16 protein-coding genes are annotated in these 15,632 nt (G+C 62.3%); 7 read left to right on the top strand and 9 right to left on the bottom strand.

Annotated elements, in window-relative coordinates; all coding sequences use genetic code 11:
• The first annotated feature begins 25 nt into the window (after window positions 1-25).
• Window positions 26-1,558 carry an NADH-quinone oxidoreductase subunit M gene (gene nuoM / locus ACE4QZ_RS10770; RefSeq protein WP_021783224.1) on the top strand — a complete coding sequence of 511 codons (1,533 nt, stop codon included), beginning with the start codon at window positions 26-28 and terminating at the stop codon, window positions 1,556-1,558.
• A 7-nt stretch (window positions 1,559-1,565) separates the two neighbouring features.
• Window positions 1,566-3,035, top strand: coding sequence for an NADH-quinone oxidoreductase subunit NuoN (nuoN, locus tag ACE4QZ_RS10765; protein ID WP_279934798.1), 1,470 nt, complete (start codon window positions 1,566-1,568; stop codon window positions 3,033-3,035).
• A gap of 90 nt (window positions 3,036-3,125) precedes the next feature.
• Here the strand turns inward: nuoN and ACE4QZ_RS10760 are convergent, their stop codons facing one another.
• Entirely contained in the window at window positions 3,126-3,389 is a 264-nt protein-coding gene (locus tag ACE4QZ_RS10760) for an ogr/Delta-like zinc finger family protein (protein ID WP_010954906.1), read from the bottom strand.
• A gap of 179 nt (window positions 3,390-3,568) precedes the next feature.
• Between ACE4QZ_RS10760 and ACE4QZ_RS10755 the strand changes: the two genes are divergently transcribed.
• The gene (locus ACE4QZ_RS10755) at window positions 3,569-3,949 is read left to right on the top strand and encodes a helix-turn-helix domain-containing protein (RefSeq protein WP_021783227.1); all 381 of its coding nucleotides are present in this window, start codon (window positions 3,569-3,571) and stop codon (window positions 3,947-3,949) included.
• Here ACE4QZ_RS10755 and ACE4QZ_RS10750 read toward each other — a convergent pair.
• From ACE4QZ_RS10750 to ACE4QZ_RS10740, 3 genes are read right to left on the bottom strand one after another with little or no spacing between them, the layout of a single operon-like run.
• Window positions 3,946-4,308: a hypothetical protein gene (locus ACE4QZ_RS10750; RefSeq protein ID WP_021783228.1), complete on the bottom strand. Its 363-nt coding sequence runs from the start codon at window positions 4,306-4,308 to the stop codon at window positions 3,946-3,948. The two genes, ACE4QZ_RS10755 and ACE4QZ_RS10750, sit on opposite strands and share 4 nt — an antisense overlap.
• Entirely contained in the window at window positions 4,301-4,648 is a 348-nt protein-coding gene (locus ACE4QZ_RS10745) for a head completion/stabilization protein (protein WP_021783229.1), read from the bottom strand. Before ACE4QZ_RS10745 ends, ACE4QZ_RS10750 begins: the two co-directional genes overlap by 8 nt.
• Before the next feature lie 11 nt (window positions 4,649-4,659).
• Window positions 4,660-4,908 (bottom strand): helix-turn-helix domain-containing protein, encoded by a 249-nt coding sequence (locus ACE4QZ_RS10740; RefSeq protein WP_103469853.1) that lies wholly within the window; start codon window positions 4,906-4,908, stop codon window positions 4,660-4,662.
• A gap of 220 nt (window positions 4,909-5,128) precedes the next feature.
• Here ACE4QZ_RS10740 and ACE4QZ_RS10735 point away from each other — a divergent pair, with 220 nt between their 5' ends.
• Entirely contained in the window at window positions 5,129-7,192 is a 2,064-nt protein-coding gene (locus tag ACE4QZ_RS10735; protein ID WP_279934793.1) for a TonB-dependent receptor family protein, read from the top strand.
• Between the two features lie 104 nt (window positions 7,193-7,296).
• Here ACE4QZ_RS10735 and chrR read toward each other — a convergent pair whose 3' ends face one another.
• Window positions 7,297-7,857, bottom strand: coding sequence for a class I chromate reductase ChrR (chrR, locus tag ACE4QZ_RS10730; protein ID WP_274119092.1), 561 nt, complete (start codon window positions 7,855-7,857; stop codon window positions 7,297-7,299).
• Between the two features lie 155 nt (window positions 7,858-8,012).
• On the opposite strand from chrR, the gene ACE4QZ_RS10725 reads away from it, so the two are divergent.
• Window positions 8,013-8,231: a hypothetical protein gene (locus tag ACE4QZ_RS10725; RefSeq protein WP_003251457.1), complete on the top strand. Its 219-nt coding sequence runs from the start codon at window positions 8,013-8,015 to the stop codon at window positions 8,229-8,231.
• Here the strand turns inward: ACE4QZ_RS10725 and ACE4QZ_RS10720 are convergent.
• The 4 genes from ACE4QZ_RS10720 to ACE4QZ_RS10705 form a co-directional block, all read right to left on the bottom strand.
• The gene (locus ACE4QZ_RS10720) at window positions 8,215-10,464 is read right to left on the bottom strand and encodes an Orn/Lys/Arg decarboxylase N-terminal domain-containing protein (protein WP_031322297.1); all 2,250 of its coding nucleotides are present in this window, start codon (window positions 10,462-10,464) and stop codon (window positions 8,215-8,217) included. The two genes, ACE4QZ_RS10725 and ACE4QZ_RS10720, sit on opposite strands and share 17 nt — an antisense overlap.
• 646 nt (window positions 10,465-11,110) lie before the next feature.
• Window positions 11,111-11,869 (bottom strand): DNA polymerase III subunit epsilon, encoded by a 759-nt coding sequence (gene dnaQ, locus ACE4QZ_RS10715; RefSeq protein ID WP_274102970.1) that lies wholly within the window; start codon window positions 11,867-11,869, stop codon window positions 11,111-11,113.
• A gap of 50 nt (window positions 11,870-11,919) precedes the next feature.
• The gene (gene rnhA / locus ACE4QZ_RS10710; RefSeq protein WP_003251460.1) at window positions 11,920-12,366 is read right to left on the bottom strand and encodes a ribonuclease HI; all 447 of its coding nucleotides are present in this window, start codon (window positions 12,364-12,366) and stop codon (window positions 11,920-11,922) included.
• 15 nt (window positions 12,367-12,381) lie between these two features.
• Window positions 12,382-13,155, bottom strand: coding sequence for a class I SAM-dependent methyltransferase (locus tag ACE4QZ_RS10705; RefSeq protein WP_021783275.1), 774 nt, complete (start codon window positions 13,153-13,155; stop codon window positions 12,382-12,384).
• An 85-nt stretch (window positions 13,156-13,240) separates the two neighbouring features.
• On the opposite strand from ACE4QZ_RS10705, the gene gloB reads away from it, so the two are divergent.
• Both gloB and ACE4QZ_RS10695 read left to right on the top strand, forming a co-directional pair.
• A complete protein-coding gene (gloB, locus tag ACE4QZ_RS10700; RefSeq protein ID WP_084852343.1) occupies window positions 13,241-14,020 on the top strand; it encodes a hydroxyacylglutathione hydrolase in 780 nt (259 codons plus the stop codon).
• A gap of 100 nt (window positions 14,021-14,120) precedes the next feature.
• Entirely contained in the window at window positions 14,121-15,551 is a 1,431-nt protein-coding gene (locus tag ACE4QZ_RS10695; protein ID WP_021783277.1) for a lytic transglycosylase domain-containing protein, read from the top strand.
• The last annotated feature ends 81 nt before the right edge of the window (window positions 15,552-15,632 follow it).

Genomic DNA, 15,632 nt, shown 5'->3' with positions numbered 1-15,632 from the left:
CTTTGCCAAAGGAAACCAACCCGTCATGATTTTGCCTTGGCTGATCCTGATCCCCTTCATCGGCGGCTTCCTGTGCTGGCTGGGTGAGCGCTTCGGCGCCACCCTGCCGCGCTGGATCGCGCTGCTGACCATGTCCCTGCTGCTTGGCATCGGCCTGTGGCTGTGGGGTACCGGCGACTACACCCTTGCGCCCGCCCCGGGCGCCGAACCGGCCTGGGCCCTGGAATACAAAGTCCAGTGGATCCAGCGCTTCGGCATCAGCATCCACCTGGCCCTTGACGGCCTGTCGCTGCTGATGATCCTGCTCACCGGCCTGCTCGGTGTGCTGTCGGTACTGTGTTCCTGGAAAGAGATCCAGCGCCACGTCGGCTTCTTCCACCTCAACCTGATGTGGATCCTCGGCGGCGTGGTCGGTGTGTTCCTGGCCCTGGACCTGTTCCTGTTCTTCTTCTTCTGGGAAATGATGCTGGTGCCGATGTACTTCCTCATCGCGCTCTGGGGTCACAGCTCGGCAGACGGCAAGAAGACCCGGATCTACGCGGCTACCAAGTTCTTCATCTTCACCCAGGCCAGCGGCCTGATCATGCTGGTAGCGATCCTGGGCCTGGTGCTGGTCAACTACAACACCACTGGCGTGCTCACCTTCAACTACAGCGACCTGCTCAAGGCCGAGCTGCCACCCGGTATCGAGTACCTGCTGATGCTGGGCTTCTTCATCGCCTTCGCGGTGAAGCTGCCGGTGGTGCCGTTCCACTCCTGGCTGCCTGACGCTCACGCCCAGGCACCGACCGCAGGTTCGGTGGACCTGGCGGGTATCTTGCTGAAGACTGCAGCCTACGGCCTGCTGCGCTTCGCCCTGCCGCTGTTCCCGAACGCCTCGGCCGAGTTCGCGCCGATCGCCATGACCCTGGGCCTGATCGGTATCTTCTACGGTGCCTTCCTGGCCTTCGCACAAACCGACATCAAGCGCCTGATCGCCTTCTCCAGCGTCTCGCACATGGGCTTCGTGCTGATCGGTATCTACTCCGGCAGCCAGCAGGCCCTGCAAGGTGCAGTGATCCAGATGCTGGCCCACGGCCTGTCGGCTGCGGCGCTGTTCATCCTGTCCGGTCAGCTGTACGAGCGCCTGCACACCCGTGACATGCGTCAGATGGGTGGCCTGTGGCACCGCATCGCTTACCTGCCGGCCATCAGCCTGTTCTTCGCAGCGGCATCGCTGGGCCTGCCAGGCACCGGCAACTTCGTCGGCGAGTTCCTGATCCTGATCGGCAGCTTCGTGCACGTACCATGGATCACCGTGATTGCCACCACCGGCCTGGTGTTCGGTTCGGTGTACTCGCTGATCATGATCCACCGCGCCTACTTTGGCCCGGCCAAGGCCGACACCGTGCTGGCCGGCATGGACGGTCGCGAACTGATCATGGTTCTGGGTCTGGCGGTATTGCTGATCCTGCTGGGCGTGTATCCGCAGCCGTTCCTCGACACCTCTGCCGCCACCATGAGTGGTGTGCAGCAGTGGCTCGGATCCGCTTTCACTCAACTCGCTTCGGCCCGGTAAGAGCGCTATGGAATTCACCACTCAACACTTCATCGCATTGGCGCCGATGCTGATCACCACCATCACCACGGTGGTGGTGATGCTGGCGATCGCCTGGAAGCGCAACCACTCGCAGACCTTCCTGCTGTCCACCGTGGGGCTGAACCTGGCCCTGCTGTCGATCTTGCCGGCGCTGAAGGTCGCGCCGCTGGCGGTCACCTCGCTGATCACCATCGACAAGTTCGCCTGCCTGTACATGGCGATCATCCTCATAGCGACACTGGCCTGCGTCACCCTCGCCCACGCCTACCTCGGCGAAGGCTCCAAGGGTTTCCCGGGCAACCGTGAAGAACTGTACCTGTTGCTGCTGATGTCGGCCCTCGGTGGCCTGGTGCTGGTCAGCGCCAACCACCTGGCGGGCCTGTTCATCGGCCTGGAGCTGCTGTCGGTACCGGTTTACGGCTTGGTGGCGTATGCCTTCTTCAACAAGCGATCGCTGGAAGCCGGTATCAAGTACATGGTGCTGTCGGCCGCAGGCTCGGCTTTCCTGCTGTTCGGCATGGCCCTGCTGTACGCCGACGCCGGCAGCCTGAGCTTCGACCAGATCGGCATGGCCCTGGCTACCACCAGCATGCCAAGCCTGGTGGCCCAGCTGGGCCTGGGCATGATGCTGGTCGGCCTGGCCTTCAAGCTGTCGCTGGTACCGTTCCATCTGTGGACCCCGGACGTGTACGAAGGCGCTCCGGCGCCGGTCGCCGCGTTCCTGGCAACCGCCAGCAAGGTCGCAGTATTCGCCGTTGTCGTACGCCTGTTCATGCTCTCCCCTGCTGCCAGCAGCGGCGTGCTCAGCACTGTACTGGCGGTGATTGCCGTAGCCTCGATCCTGATTGGTAACCTGCTGGCGCTGACCCAGAGCAACCTCAAGCGTCTGCTGGGTTACTCGTCCATCGCCCACTTCGGTTATCTGGTCATCGCGTTGGTCGCCAGCAAGGGCCTGGCCCTGGAAGCCATGGGCGTGTACCTGGTCACCTACGTGATCACCAGCCTGGGCGCCTTCGGCGTCATCACCCTGATGTCCTCGCCATACGGCGGCCGCGACGCCGATGCACTGTACGAGTACCGTGGCCTGTTCTGGCGCCGCCCGTACCTGACCGCGGTACTGACCGTGATGATGCTGTCGCTGGCGGGTATCCCGCTGACCGCCGGCTTCATCGGCAAGTTCTACATCATCGCTACCGGCGTCGAATCGCACCTGTGGTGGTTGGTCGGTGCGCTGGTGATCGGTAGCGCCATCGGCGTGTACTACTACCTGCGCGTCATGGTTACCCTGTACCTGGTCGAGCCGAACCTGCGCCGTCACGACGCCCCGCTGAAGTGGGAACAACGCACCGGCGGCGTCATGCTGCTGGCTATCGCCATTCTCGCTTTCGTACTTGGCGTGTACCCGCAACCCCTGCTGGACCTGGTTCAGCAAGCGGGCCTGCAACTGATCGGTTGATCACCCCGGCAGCCCCAATAACAGAAAACACCCCGCCTAGGCGGGGTGTTTTTTTATCTGCACCTTTTGTTACCTGTTCCCAATGGTGCCTCACTCACTCGGGCTGCCTTGGCCTGCACCCGGCAAAGCGGCCTTGCGCAAATCACCATTGGCCGAAGGCAGGTACACTTCCGGGTTGGGCATGCCGCTGGGAGAAAGTTCATGGGTCATTTCGAATTCAGCGCGTACTGACCATCCACACGCCTCGGTGGTGCATTGCAAATAAGCGATTCGCAGGAAAATATGGCGCCCTTCGCTAGTACGTATACGCATCCGGCTGTGGCAATGCGGGCAAACCAGCTTGTAAGTACTCACGGCAAGTACCTGCTAGCATTGCTCAGGCTAGCCTGTGTGTCAGTATTGGCTGCAACTGTGGGTGTATTCTTCAATTTGGTGGTTCTCACTGCAGAAGTGCTCCTTAAAACGCAGGGCTGTATTCATAACGAGTAGTTTAAGCCCATGGAATATCATTAAACCAGTCATGGATATTTGTTATGAGTACTCACGGACTTGCTGCGGTGCTCACGCGCCTTAAGCTTCTCACTGATGCACAAACTGATGCCGAGTTGTCACGTGCACTGTCGGTCAGCCCGCAAACGCTGAGCAGCTGGAAGGTTCGCGAAAGCATTCCTTACTCACTTTGCATAGACATTGCCAAAAAGTATGCATGCTCACTGGACTGGCTATTGCTGGGCCAAGCCGAGCACAACGCCGCCGCCCCAAGTGATGCGGGCTGGGAGTGCGATATGCTCGAACGGCTACGCACGCTCTCGCCCTGCGATCGTCAGGCCATCCTGCTGCTCATCAAGGACAAGCAGCGCATCCAGCAGTTGGAACAGCAACTGAGTGAGCTCGGCGGCGCAGCCAGTGGCTAACCTCGACGGCGCCAGCGCTGGATAAGTTCGCGTGGGTCGAGTGTATCCAGCCAGACCATGACCTTGAGGCTGATGGGGATCACCACCACAGCGGCCACGAATGCCGCCATGCCCCGGCTCAGCAAAGGCACCAATGACGAAACCAGTGGCTCGAACAAATGGCCCACGCCCACGGTCACGAATAGCAGCAGCAGTTTCTTGGCCAGTGTCAGGCGCCTGGCCTCACTCGTGATCAATCGATCGCGTGCCGCGCTCACCAACAATGCTCCCAGTAGCGCGGCGAACAGCACATCGCCATCCACACCCAGGAACGCCACCAATGCTGGGGCCAGGCTGTCGAAAACAGATACCTCAGGCATGGGCCTGCCCTCCGCGCGGAACAGGCAGGCAGGTGGTTGAACCCAGGCTATACATGACCGCCGCTTCGACAAAACGGATGTAGCACACCCGCAAGGCACGCCCATGATCATGCCCGGCTACATCATCGAGGCGCTTGTAACCCCGCTCTCGCAGTACTGACCGCCAGCGGGCGAATTCGCGTGCTGCCTCGATAGCAGCGCAGCGCGCGGCCACTTCCAAAGCAGCTTCACTGACAGACCGCGGCAGTTGCAGGTGCTCCCGCAACCTGCACAAATCCACCCGCGGCCAGAACGGGTCATGGCAATCGGCAAAGCGCGGTAGCCGAGGATCGTTGCTCATGCGCTACCCCCTTACTGCTCGGCCAGCATGCCGTAGCGAATGGCCTTGATCACAGCGGCCACCCGGGTAGGCACTTCAAATTTGCGCAGGATGTTGGACACGTGAAAATTCACCGTCGACTCCTTGCATTCAAGGATCTGGCCGATCTCCCAAGAGCTCTTGCCATAAGCACACCACAACAGCACTTGCTGTTCACGTGGCGTTAGACGAACCGGGGCGTCCGCCAAGGGTTGCTGCAAGTGTCGAGCGTTGTCAGTCATGTTTGAACTCCACGGGTGATTGAGCGGGGCATCACTGCCTACCTGCAGTCACCTTACGAAGCGCAGGCCACCCGCCTCCACCGCCGGGGTTTGTAAAGAACTTTCATACAAGACCGCGTGACGAAGGATGCGCACGATTTGCCGACTTTCTGCGTGCTCCAAGCCGCATTTCGCTCGTCTCAACGCCGTTGTCCATTCGCCTTTCGCCTGGAGTCGTACAATGCGTTCCGATTTACCCCTCTCATCCCGCCTCGCTCTGCTGGCGGCCCTGACTGCCACCCAGCCCGCGCTGGGGGCATCCGCGGTCGAATTGGGCCGGGTGCTGATCACCGATGAGGAGCAGAACGAGCTGACGGCTGCCGGCGAGCGCCTGCGTGAAGTACCGGGAGCCAGCAACCTGGTAGACATGCAGCGCGTGGGGCAAGGTCGCGTGGCCAGCAACCAGGACGTGCTGGCCTACCAACCTGGGGTGTTCGCCCAATCGGCAGGCAACGATGGCATCAAGTTGTCGATACGCGGCTCGGGCATCAACCGTGCACCGGGGGCGCACGGTTCTGGCGTATACACGATGTTCGACGGCCTGCCGCTGACCGGCCCGGGCGGCACGCCTTACGAGTTGTTCGAACCGCTGTGGCTGAGCCGTGCCGAAGTGCTGCGTGGCGCCAATGGCTTTGACCAAGGCTCCCTGGCCTTGGGCGGTGCCATCAACTACGTCACCCACACCGGCTACAACGCGCCTGCACTGCAAGTACGCTACGAGGTCGGTAGCCGCGGCTACCAGCATCGGCACATCAGTTCGGGCCAGGTGCTGGGCGATCTCGACTATTACGTGGCCCTGACCGATTCGGAATACGACGGCTACCAGGCGCACAGCAGTGGCAGCGCCAAGGGCATTGCCGCCAATGTCGGTTACCGCTTCAACCCCAACCTGGAAACCCGCTTCTACCTGCGCTACCGGGAAACTGAAAACGAACTGCCCGGGCGCCTCACCAAAGACCAGATCAAGCACCACCCGCGCGCGGCCAACCCCTCTTATCTGGCCCGCGACGACAGCCGCCCGCAGCCAGGCAGCACCTGGGTGGGCAACAAGACCACCTTCTACCTCGACGACGAGGCGCGCCTGGAAGCCGGCCTGGTCTATCACGACTACCCGATGGACCTGCGCGAAGGCCCCATGCGCCTGAAGGTCGCCTATACCGATGTCAGCGGTACGCTGAACTATTTCCGCCGCGACACACTGTTCGGGCGCGAGAGCAAGACCACCGTCGGTTGGCGTACCACCAAGCACCTGCCCAACAGCGGCGCTTCGCAATTTACTCGCAATGGCGATGTGTTCGGCGAGCGCACCCGCGACTTCACCTACCAGGGCTCGGACACCGTGCTGCATGTTGGCAACGATCTGGAACTGGTCCCCAACCTGTGGCTGAGCACCGGCCTGGCCATGATCTACACACGCCGCGAAAGTGACGTGACCTACCCCGCTGAAGGCGGCAAGGTGAGCATGCATGACTGGGACTATGCACCCCGCCTGGGGCTGCGCTACGACATCCGCCCGGACTTGCAGGTGTACGGCAACCTGAGCCGCTCGGTAGAGCCGCCCCATCCCTGGGCCCTGATCTGGAGTGCGCCCACAGCGAACCAACCGATCGAAATGCAAAACCAGACCGCCACCACACTGGAATTGGGCACACGCGGCGAATCGGCATTGGGGCATTGGGACCTAGCGTGGTACTACTCGCAGGTTCGCCATGAATTGCTGGCGGTGGAAATCGTGCAAGGCGCCCCGGCCAAGGAATTCAACGCCAGCGCTACCGTGCACCAAGGCGTGGAAGCCGGCCTCGACAGCACCCTGTGGGAGCGCGCGGGCACTGGCAAGCTGAGCGTGCGCCAGGCCTACACCTTCAGCGACTTCCACTACCGTGATGACGACAGGTTTGGCGACAACCGTCTGCCCGGTATCCCCATGCACTACTACCAGGCCGAGCTGCGCTATGACTGGCCGAGCGGCTTCTATGCCGGGGTCAACACGCAAATGGCCTCGAAGGTGCAAGTGGACTACGCCAACAGCTACCACGCGGATGAATATGCCTTGCTCGGCGCGCGCGTTGGCTGGGACTCACCGAAACAGGACTGGCAGACCTGGCTGGATCTGCGCAACCTGACCAACCAGCGCTATGCAGCGACCGTGACGCCGGCCTACAACGACGCAGGCAAGGACAATGCCCGTTCGACACCGGGCGAAGGGTTTGGCGTATACGCCGGGGTTGCCTACAGCTTCCGCTGACGGGTAGGAGCGGGTTTACCCGCGAATGCGTCGGCAAATTCAATGACGCATTCGCGGGTAAAACCGCTCCTACGGGGGGGGCGCTGCACAGCATGATTCGGGGTTCAGACCGCCCTGTTCAACTTCACCCATGAAGCAAACTTGTCGACAAACGCCTGCAAGAACGGTCGCGTCTTGTCGTTGAGCTTGCCCGAATCCTCGAACAGGCTCGCCGCGCCGCCAATGTAAGCCTCGGGCATCTGCATGCAGGGCATGTCGAGAAACACCAGCGACTGGCGCACCGCATGGTTGGCGCCAAAGCCCCCAATAGCCCCCGGCGACACACTCACCACCGCCGTCGGCTTGCCGCTCCAGGCACTTTGCCCGTAAGGACGCGAGCCCACATCGATGGCATTTTTCAGGCAGCCCGGCACCGAGCGGTTGTATTCCGGGGTGACGAACAGCACCGCATCACTGCGGCGGATCTCATCGCGAAAACGCTTCCAGGTCTGCGGTGGCGCCTCGGCTTCGATATCTTCGTTGTACAGCGGCAAGTCGCCAATCTCGACAATTCTCAGGGCAAGGCTGGACGGCGCCAGCTCCGAAAGTGCGCGGGCGACCTTGCGGTTGTAGGACTCCTTGCGCAAGCTACCGACGACAACTGCTACCGAATACACCTGGCTCATGGCAATTCCAACCTTTGCGGGGTAAAGAGACGTTGTAGTTATAGATGACCGTTCTCCGGCGCCTAAGTTTTTTTCCGCAGGGCGAAAACTTCCGAGGCTGTTTCACGGTCTATGCCTTCATACATTTCCTACGTAATTCAGAGGTTTCCACCCAAATGGCAGCAGTAATGGTCGGCCAATTCCACGCCCGTGACGCCGAAGGCCGCATCTACCCCGTGCACGAGTTTCAGGAGTCCACCCTGCAACTCGACGGCAGCACGCTGGGCGCCCCCATCACCACCTATCGCCTGGCCATCGGCGACAAGGTCAACCACCTGGGTGATAACCGTTTCGAACTGGCACGCTCCGGCGTCGAGATCACGCGCATTCCGTGATGCAATCCACGGTGTAGCGGCCCCCTTCGTGCTGCAGGCCGTGCACATCGGCGACAAACCCGGGAAAGCCTTGGTTGAATGCTCGGGCGAATGCCAGGTAGTCAAGGATCGAGCGGGTCGCCTCGGTGAACCGCTCACCCGGCATGATCAGCGGGATGCCAGGCGGGTACGGCACCAGCATTACCGCTGCCACACGCCCCAGCAGTGCCTCGATCGGCACCGCCTCTACCTCCCCACGCACCATTTTGTCATAGGCCTGGGCCGGGCTTACCGCCACTTCCGGCAAATGGGTGAACAGCCGCTTCAGCTGTTTGGCCGTGGCATTGGCGCGATAGCAGTCATGTAACTGGTCGCACAGGTCGCGCAGGCCCATGCCCTGGTAGCGTAAGGCGTCGGCAGCCCCCACGCTCGGCAGGCAACTGCTGAGCGGGGTGTTGCCGTCATAGTGGCGCTTGAACTCCAGCAGCTCGGTGAGCAGGGTGCTCCACTTGCCCTTGGTGATGCCCATGGAAAACAGTACCAGGAAACTGTACAGGCCCGTTTTTTCCACCACCAGCCCGCGTTCCCAGAGAAACTTGCTGACTACCGCCGCCGGGATGCCGCGCGCGCCCAGCACACCGTCTGCGCTCAGCCCCGGCATTACCAAGGTCACTTTCAACGGGTCGAGCAGCACATAATCGGCCGCCACTTCAGCAAACCCATGCCATTGCGCGCCCGGCTGCAGCAACCAGTCCTGCGCAGCCAGACGGGGGATGCCCTCGGCGCTAGGCGGCTGCCAGATGCTGAACCACCAGTCCTCTGCGGCAATGTGCTCACGCAGGTTGGCCAGGGCACGACGAAAACTCAACGCTTCGTCGAACATCTCCTGCAGCAGCGAGCGTCCGGCCGGCCCTTCCATCATGGTCGAAGCCACATCCAGCGAGGCGAGAATGCTGTATTGCGGCGAGGTAGAGATGTGCATCATGAACGCTTCGTTGAAACGGTCCCGGTCCAGCTGCCGCCTGGCGCCGTCCTGCACATGAATCATTGAGGCCTGGCTGAACGCCGCCAGCAGCTTGTGGGTGGAATGGGTGCTGAACACCAGCGGGCTGTCTGCCGCGCACGCGGTGCCCATGGCGTAGCGCCCGGTGAAGAAGTCGTGGAATGCGGCATAGGCAAACCAGGCCTCGTCGAAGTGCAGCACCTCGACACTGGTACCCAGGGCCTGCTTGATCAGCCCGGCGTGGTAACACAGCCCGTCGTAGGTGGAGTTGGTCACGACCGCCAGCTTGATGCGCTGCCCACGATCACGGGCAAGGGGGTTGGCCTGGATCTTCGCAGCGATCGCCTCGGGGCTGAACTCGCTGAGCGGGATCGGCCCGATGATGCCCAGTTCGTTGCGCTCCGGGCACAGGTACAGCGGGATGGCCCCCGTCATGATGATCGCGTGCACTACCGACTTGTGACAATTGCGATCCACCAGTACCAGGTCGTCACGGCCGACCATGGCGTGCCAGACAATCTTGTTGGCCGTGGAGGTGCCATTGATGACGAAGAAGGTATGGTCGGCACCGAAGTTGCGCGCCGCCCTGGCCTCGGCTTCGGCCAGTGGGCCTGTGTGGTCGAGCAGCGAACCCAGCTCCGGTACGGAAACGGACAGGTCCGAGCGCAGGGTGTTTTCCCCGAAGAACTGGTGAAAGGCTTGGCCTACCGGGCTTTTATGATAGGCCACACCGCCACCATGGCCCGGGGTGTGCCAGGAATAGTTGGACTGCGCGGTGTGCTGCACCAGTGCCTTGAAGAACGGCGGTAGCAGGCCATCGAGGTAGGTGTGTGCAGCACGCGCCACCTGGCGGGCGAGAAACGGCACGGTGTCTTCGAACAGGTAAAGGATGCCACGCAACTGGTTGAGTTCGCTCATGGCTTCGGCGGGGGCATTTTCCAAGGTCACCTGCTCGCCCAGGGCAAAGATCGGCAGGTTGGGGGCGCGCAGACGGGCCAGGCGGATCAGCTCGGCCATGTTCTGCAACAAATGGGTGTTCTCGCCAACGCCCTCGGCAGCAATCAGCATGCAGGCCAGGCCGTGGTGGGTGGCGGCGACCAGGCGTGCTTCGGCGTGGTCAGCTGCGGCGAGAATGGCAAAGCCATCCTGGCGCAGTTCCTCGGCGATGCCCCGCACGCGCTCGCCGGCAACATTGTCGGCCTTGATGGCGCGGTGGACGATGAGGATCGGGAACTTGAGGTCCTTGTACATCAGGCGGCTACCTCCGAAGGACATGGCGTCCATTTCAGGGTAGTTGACGTGCCTGCCTTGAGTGTTGGGTGTTGCTGAGATCGAGCGCCGCCCGCGCGGCGCATCGCGAGCTGCGCTCGCTCCTACGTTTGTTTCGGGCCAATTATTCCTGGGGGATTTGCGCGCGAACGCCCTGGTGCATGGCTCGATATCGCGTCGTACGAGCAAGGCGGTCGCGCGCGCCTGTCACAGGCGTTACTGGCCAATTATTCCTGTGGGATATTCGCGCGAACGCCCTGGTGCATGGCTCGATATCGCGTCGTACGAGCAAGGCGGTCGCGCGCGCCTGCACAGGCGTTACTGGCCAATTATTCCTATGGGATATTCGCGCGAACGCCCTGGTGCATGGCTCGATATCGCGTCGTACGAGCAAGGCGGTCGCGCGCGCCTGTCACAGGCATTACTGGCCAATTATTCCTATGGGATATTCGCGCGAACGCCCTGGTGCATGGCTCGATATCGCGTCGTACGAGCAAGGCGGTCGCGCGCGCCTGTCACAGGCGTTACTGGCCCGAAACAAACGTAGGAGCGAGCGCAGCTCGCGATGCGCCGCGCGGGCGGCGCTCGATCTCAGCAACACCCCACAACCCACGGCAAGCCCAGCGCCTCAACCCGCAGGTATCTCGGTCAGGGCCTGCCACAGCGAAGGCCCACCTGCCGATTTGGCAACCGCTGCCAGACGCTCGGCATGCGCCTCCAGCTCCTCGGCGCTGGCCATGATCACCCGCCCCGGGGTACGCCCGACAATCCGGCGAATCTCGCTGCCGCCAACCCCCTGCCCGTCATCATCTGCATCTGCACCATGGCCAGCCAGCGACAAACTGGTCTGGCCACCGGTCATGGCCAGGTAAACGTCTGCCAGCAGTTCCGAGTCGAGCAGTGCGCCGTGCAGCTCACGGCCCGAGTTATCGATGTCGTAGCGTTTGCACAGCGCATCCAGGCTGTTGCGCTGCCCTGGGTGGCGCGAACGTGCCAGCAGCAGGGTATCCAGAATAGTGCAGTGCTGCGAAATGTCAGCGCGGTCCTGCTGGCCCAGCAAGGCGAATTCGTTGTTGATGAAGCCAACGTCGAACGCCGCGTTGTGGATGACCAGCGTGGCACCCTGGATGAAGTCGAAGAACTCTTCGGCAACATCGCCAAAGCGTGGCTTGCCAACCAGGAAGGCATCCGTGATGCCGTGAACGTTGATCGCGCCCTCGTCACTCTCGCGGTCGGGCTGCAGGTAGACGTGGAAGTGCCGCCCGGTCAGGCGCCGGCCGATGACCTCGACACAGCCGATCTCGATGATCCGGTGGCCTTCGCCAACCGGCATACCCGTGGTTTCGGTATCGAGAATGACGAACCGTTTATCTTGCTGCTGCTCCACGCGGGCGCTCCAACTTGCATCCGTTACAAAGGCCGCGATTGTACCCCAGCTCAACGCTGGGCGCGCACCTCATCGACCCCACGGTTGGCCAGCTGGTCGGCGCGTTCGTTGCCGGGGTGGCCGATATGGCCGCGCACCCACTTCCAGGTCACCTTGTGGCGGTTGACCTGCTCATCGAGCTGCTGCCACAGGTCGGCATTCTTCACCGGCTCTTTGGCCGCCGTCTTCCAGCCGCGCTTCTTCCAGTTGACCATCCACTCGTTGATGCCCTTCATCACGTACTGCGAGTCGGTGGTCAGTACCACCTCGCATTCACGCTTGAGCGACATCAGGCCCTGGATCGCGGCCATCAGCTCCATGCGGTTGTTGGTGGTCTCACGCTCGCCGCCCCATAGTTCCTTCTCGACGCCCTTGTAGATCATCAGCACGCCCCAGCCACCCGGGCCAGGGTTGCCCTTGCAGGCACCATCAGTAAACATCTCGACGCTATCGCTCATGTACCACTCTTGAATTCAGTGCTTGTCAGTTTCGGGGTTGGCTGCGGTGCGGTTGACTTTCGCCAGTGGCAGCGGCAGCAGCTTGCCCATTGGCTCGCGGCGTTCCGGCCGCAATGGCCGCAGGCCCACCACCATCTTGCGCGCCACCAGCAGGTACACCCCGCCACCGAAGCCCTGCCAGCCGCCGGCCAGTCGTTCCCAGCCTTCAAGGCGTTGCTGCCAGGCCGGTGAGGCAAGCGGCGGACGATAGCACCCGAAGCGGCGTTTCTCCAGCGCGAAGCCCAGCAGGTTGAGCCAGTCGCCCACCCGTGACGGCGAGATGCAGCGCGCCTTGCGCAGAGCATCGTGACTGAAGAAATGGCGCATGCCCCAGCTGCTCCACGGGTTGATCCCCACGATCAGCAGGTGCCCGCCCGGGCGCACGGCACTGGCGGCCTCGCGCAGCAGGCCATGGGGCGACAGACAGAAGTCCAGCCCATGCTGCAGCACCACCACATCGGCAGCGTGCTCGCTCAACGGCCAGGCCTGCTCTTCGCAGACAATCTCCACCCCCGGCAACGGCGCACCAAGGCGCACGTTACGCTGCACCTGGGGGGCTCTGGGCGGTGGCTCGGCGCAAGGCCCGTAATGTACGAGATAACCGCCAAAGAAGCGCCCGAGCTCTTCTTCCAGCAGTTTGTCCTCCTCCATGAGCATCAGTTGGCCGAGTGGGCCATTGAACCACTCACGGGCCAGGCTGATCAGCTCGACCCAGTCCGGGTCGGCCTGAGCAAAGGCTTGGTCGGTCATTGCGCTCTCCCTCGAAGGTTCTCCCACCGCGCCATCGCGGCTAAGATGCCCTCATGTGCCACGCTAGGCGAATCGGATCCGCACCATGATACAGATCGATGCTCTCCCCGCTTTCTCCGACAACTACATCTGGTTGTTACAGGATACTGCCAAACGCCGTTGTGCGGTGGTCGACCCGGGCGATGCCGGCCCGGTGGAACGCTGGCTGGCTGCCAACCCCGAGTGGGTGCTGAGCGACATCCTCGTCACCCACCACCACAATGACCACGTCGGCGGGGTGGAACGGCTCAGGCAATTGACCGGTGCACGGGTCTGTGGCCCGGCCAACGAGCGCATTCCCGGCCGCGACCTGGCACTGGACGAAGGCGACAGGGTCGACGTGCTGGGTGTGACATTCCAGGTACTGGCAGTACCCGGCCACACCCTGGGGCATATCGCCTTCTTCAGCGACCAGCCAGCAACGCCCGTCCTGTTCAGTGGCGACACCCTGTTCGCCGCCGGTTGCGGACGCATGTTCGAGGGTACACCCGAACAGATGCAGCCCGCCCTCGCCCGCCTGGCGGCCCTGCCAGCGCAGACAGAAGTGTACTGCGCCCACGAATACACCCTCAGCAACCTGCGCTTCGCCAAAGCTGTAGAGCCGAGCAATCCGCACGTTCAGCAACGGTTTGAGGACGTTACCCGTTTACGCGCCGAAAATCGCATCAGCCTGCCCTCAACGATTGGCCTGGAGCGCCTGACCAACCCCTTTCTGCGCACCTCTGAAACATTAGTTAAACAAAAAGCAGACGAATGGAAGGGACATTCAAACACCTCGCATGTCGCTGTTTTTGCTGCCTTGAGGTCTTGGAAGGACAGCTTCTGATAACCGCAAGATATATCGCAAGTGAGGGTCAAAGGTTGACCGGGGCCGGAGCGGTTTCTAGAATCGCCGAAATTTTTCGCCCGGATACCTGTGTCAGCCGATGTCTTCCCGTAGCCGCAGAACCTCTCATTCCGTCGCCCTGACGCGCCTGGCCCAAATCAGTGCGCTGGCCTTGGCAGCCACGCTGGTGGGCTGCCAGAGCACCCGTCAGCTCGACGAATCCGATAGCGTTCGCGCGCACAACTACCAGGCGCGGATCAAGCACAAACCTTCCCCGCTGCTGGTCAAGCCGGCCGAGCAGGCACCGCAGGATGTCTGGGAGCGCATGCGCCAGGGCTTCGCCCTGCAGGACAGCATCGATGTCAACCCGCGCATCGAGCAGCAGCGTTTGTGGTTCGCCAGCAACCCGTCCTTCATAGAGAGCGCCGGGGAACGTGGCAGCCTCTACCTGCACTACATCGTCGAACGCCTTGAAGAACGCGACATGCCGCTGGAGCTGGCCCTGCTGCCCGCCATCGAAAGCGCCTACAACCCCATGGCCTACTCACGCGCCAGCGCTGCCGGCATGTGGCAGTTCATGCCGGCTACCGGTCGTCACTTCAACCTGCGCCAGACCAATTTCTATGACGGCCGCCGCGATGTCACCGCGTCGACCAACGCCGCGCTGGATTACCTGACCCGCCTGCACGACATGTTCAACGGCGACTGGCTGTTGGCCCTGGCGGCCTACAATGCCGGCGAAGGCACCGTCAGCCGAGCCATCGAGCGCAACGAAAAGCTCGGCCTGCCGACCGACTACTGGAACCTGCCGCTGCCACAGGAAACCCGCGACTACGTGCCCAAGTTGCTGGCGCTGTCGCAGGTGGTGTCCACGCCAGAAGCCTATGGCATCAATCTCACCCCGATCGCCAACGAACCGTACTTCGAAGCGGTGGCGATCAAAGATCGCCTGGACCTTACCCGGGTCGCGGCCTTCGCCAACATCGACGAGGACGAGCTGATCCAGCTCAACCCGGCATTCAAGAAGCGCATGACTGTCGATGGCCCGAAACAGCTGCTGGTGCCCACCGCCAAGGCGCAGTTGCTCAGTGCCAGCCTGTCCAACCTCAACCCCGAGCAGCTGGTCAGCCTGCAACCACCGAAAGCAGCGTTTGCCAGGGCTGTGGCTGAAGCCAAGGCACCGGTGGCGGCACGCAGCTACCGGGTCAAGCGTGGCGATAACCTGAGCGTCATCGCCAGGGCCAACCGCGTATCGGTCAAGGACATCAAGCGCTGGAACCGCTTGTCCGGCAACAGTCTGCGCGCTGGCCAGGTTCTGGCCCTGCGTGGTGGCAGTGCTCCGAGCGCCGCCGGCAACCGGGTCGCAGCATCCGGAAAGCGCTCCACCAAATACAAGGTGCGCAAGGGCGACTCCCTGTACCTGGTGGCCAAGCGCTTCAATGTGGAAATGAAGCACCTCAAGCGCTGGAACCCACGCAGCGGCCACGCCCTCAAGCCAGGCCAGACACTGACCGTCTACGTCGGGCATTGAGTCGTTACAGGGGCTGCTTTGCAGCCATTCGCGGGCACGCCCGCTCCCACAGGTTTTTCACAGCCCTGAAAGCCAGTGCCG

The sequence above is a fragment of the Pseudomonas sp. DCA-1 genome, from assembly GCF_046523955.1.
GTDB lineage: Bacteria > Pseudomonadota > Gammaproteobacteria > Pseudomonadales > Pseudomonadaceae > Aquipseudomonas > Aquipseudomonas putida_Y.
Note: the sequence above shows the minus strand (reverse complement) of the source record. Positions and strands in the feature narration are given on the sequence as shown.

What these genes read in the sequence shown, in the direction of transcription:
- nuoM (WP_021783224.1), top strand. Translation starts at nt 26, where the DNA reads ATGATTTTGCCTTGGCTGATCCTGATCCCCTTCATCGGCGGCTTCCTG.
- nuoN (WP_279934798.1), top strand. Translation starts at nt 1,566, where the DNA reads ATGGAATTCACCACTCAACACTTCATCGCATTGGCGCCGATGCTGATC.
- ACE4QZ_RS10755 (WP_021783227.1), top strand. Translation starts at nt 3,569, where the DNA reads ATGAGTACTCACGGACTTGCTGCGGTGCTCACGCGCCTTAAGCTTCTC.
- ACE4QZ_RS10750 (WP_021783228.1), bottom strand. Translation starts at nt 4,308, where the DNA reads ATGCCTGAGGTATCTGTTTTCGACAGCCTGGCCCCAGCATTGGTGGCG.
- ACE4QZ_RS10745 (WP_021783229.1), bottom strand. Translation starts at nt 4,648, where the DNA reads ATGAGCAACGATCCTCGGCTACCGCGCTTTGCCGATTGCCATGACCCG.
- ACE4QZ_RS10740 (WP_103469853.1), bottom strand. Translation starts at nt 4,908, where the DNA reads ATGACTGACAACGCTCGACACTTGCAGCAACCCTTGGCGGACGCCCCG.
- ACE4QZ_RS10735 (WP_279934793.1), top strand. Translation starts at nt 5,129, where the DNA reads ATGCGTTCCGATTTACCCCTCTCATCCCGCCTCGCTCTGCTGGCGGCC.
- chrR (WP_274119092.1), bottom strand. Translation starts at nt 7,857, where the DNA reads ATGAGCCAGGTGTATTCGGTAGCAGTTGTCGTCGGTAGCTTGCGCAAG.
- ACE4QZ_RS10725 (WP_003251457.1), top strand. Translation starts at nt 8,013, where the DNA reads ATGGCAGCAGTAATGGTCGGCCAATTCCACGCCCGTGACGCCGAAGGC.
- ACE4QZ_RS10720 (WP_031322297.1), bottom strand. Translation starts at nt 10,464, where the DNA reads ATGTACAAGGACCTCAAGTTCCCGATCCTCATCGTCCACCGCGCCATC.
- rnhA (WP_003251460.1), bottom strand. Translation starts at nt 12,366, where the DNA reads ATGAGCGATAGCGTCGAGATGTTTACTGATGGTGCCTGCAAGGGCAAC.
- ACE4QZ_RS10705 (WP_021783275.1), bottom strand. Translation starts at nt 13,155, where the DNA reads ATGACCGACCAAGCCTTTGCTCAGGCCGACCCGGACTGGGTCGAGCTG.
- gloB (WP_084852343.1), top strand. Translation starts at nt 13,241, where the DNA reads ATGATACAGATCGATGCTCTCCCCGCTTTCTCCGACAACTACATCTGG.
- ACE4QZ_RS10695 (WP_021783277.1), top strand. Translation starts at nt 14,121, where the DNA reads ATGTCTTCCCGTAGCCGCAGAACCTCTCATTCCGTCGCCCTGACGCGC.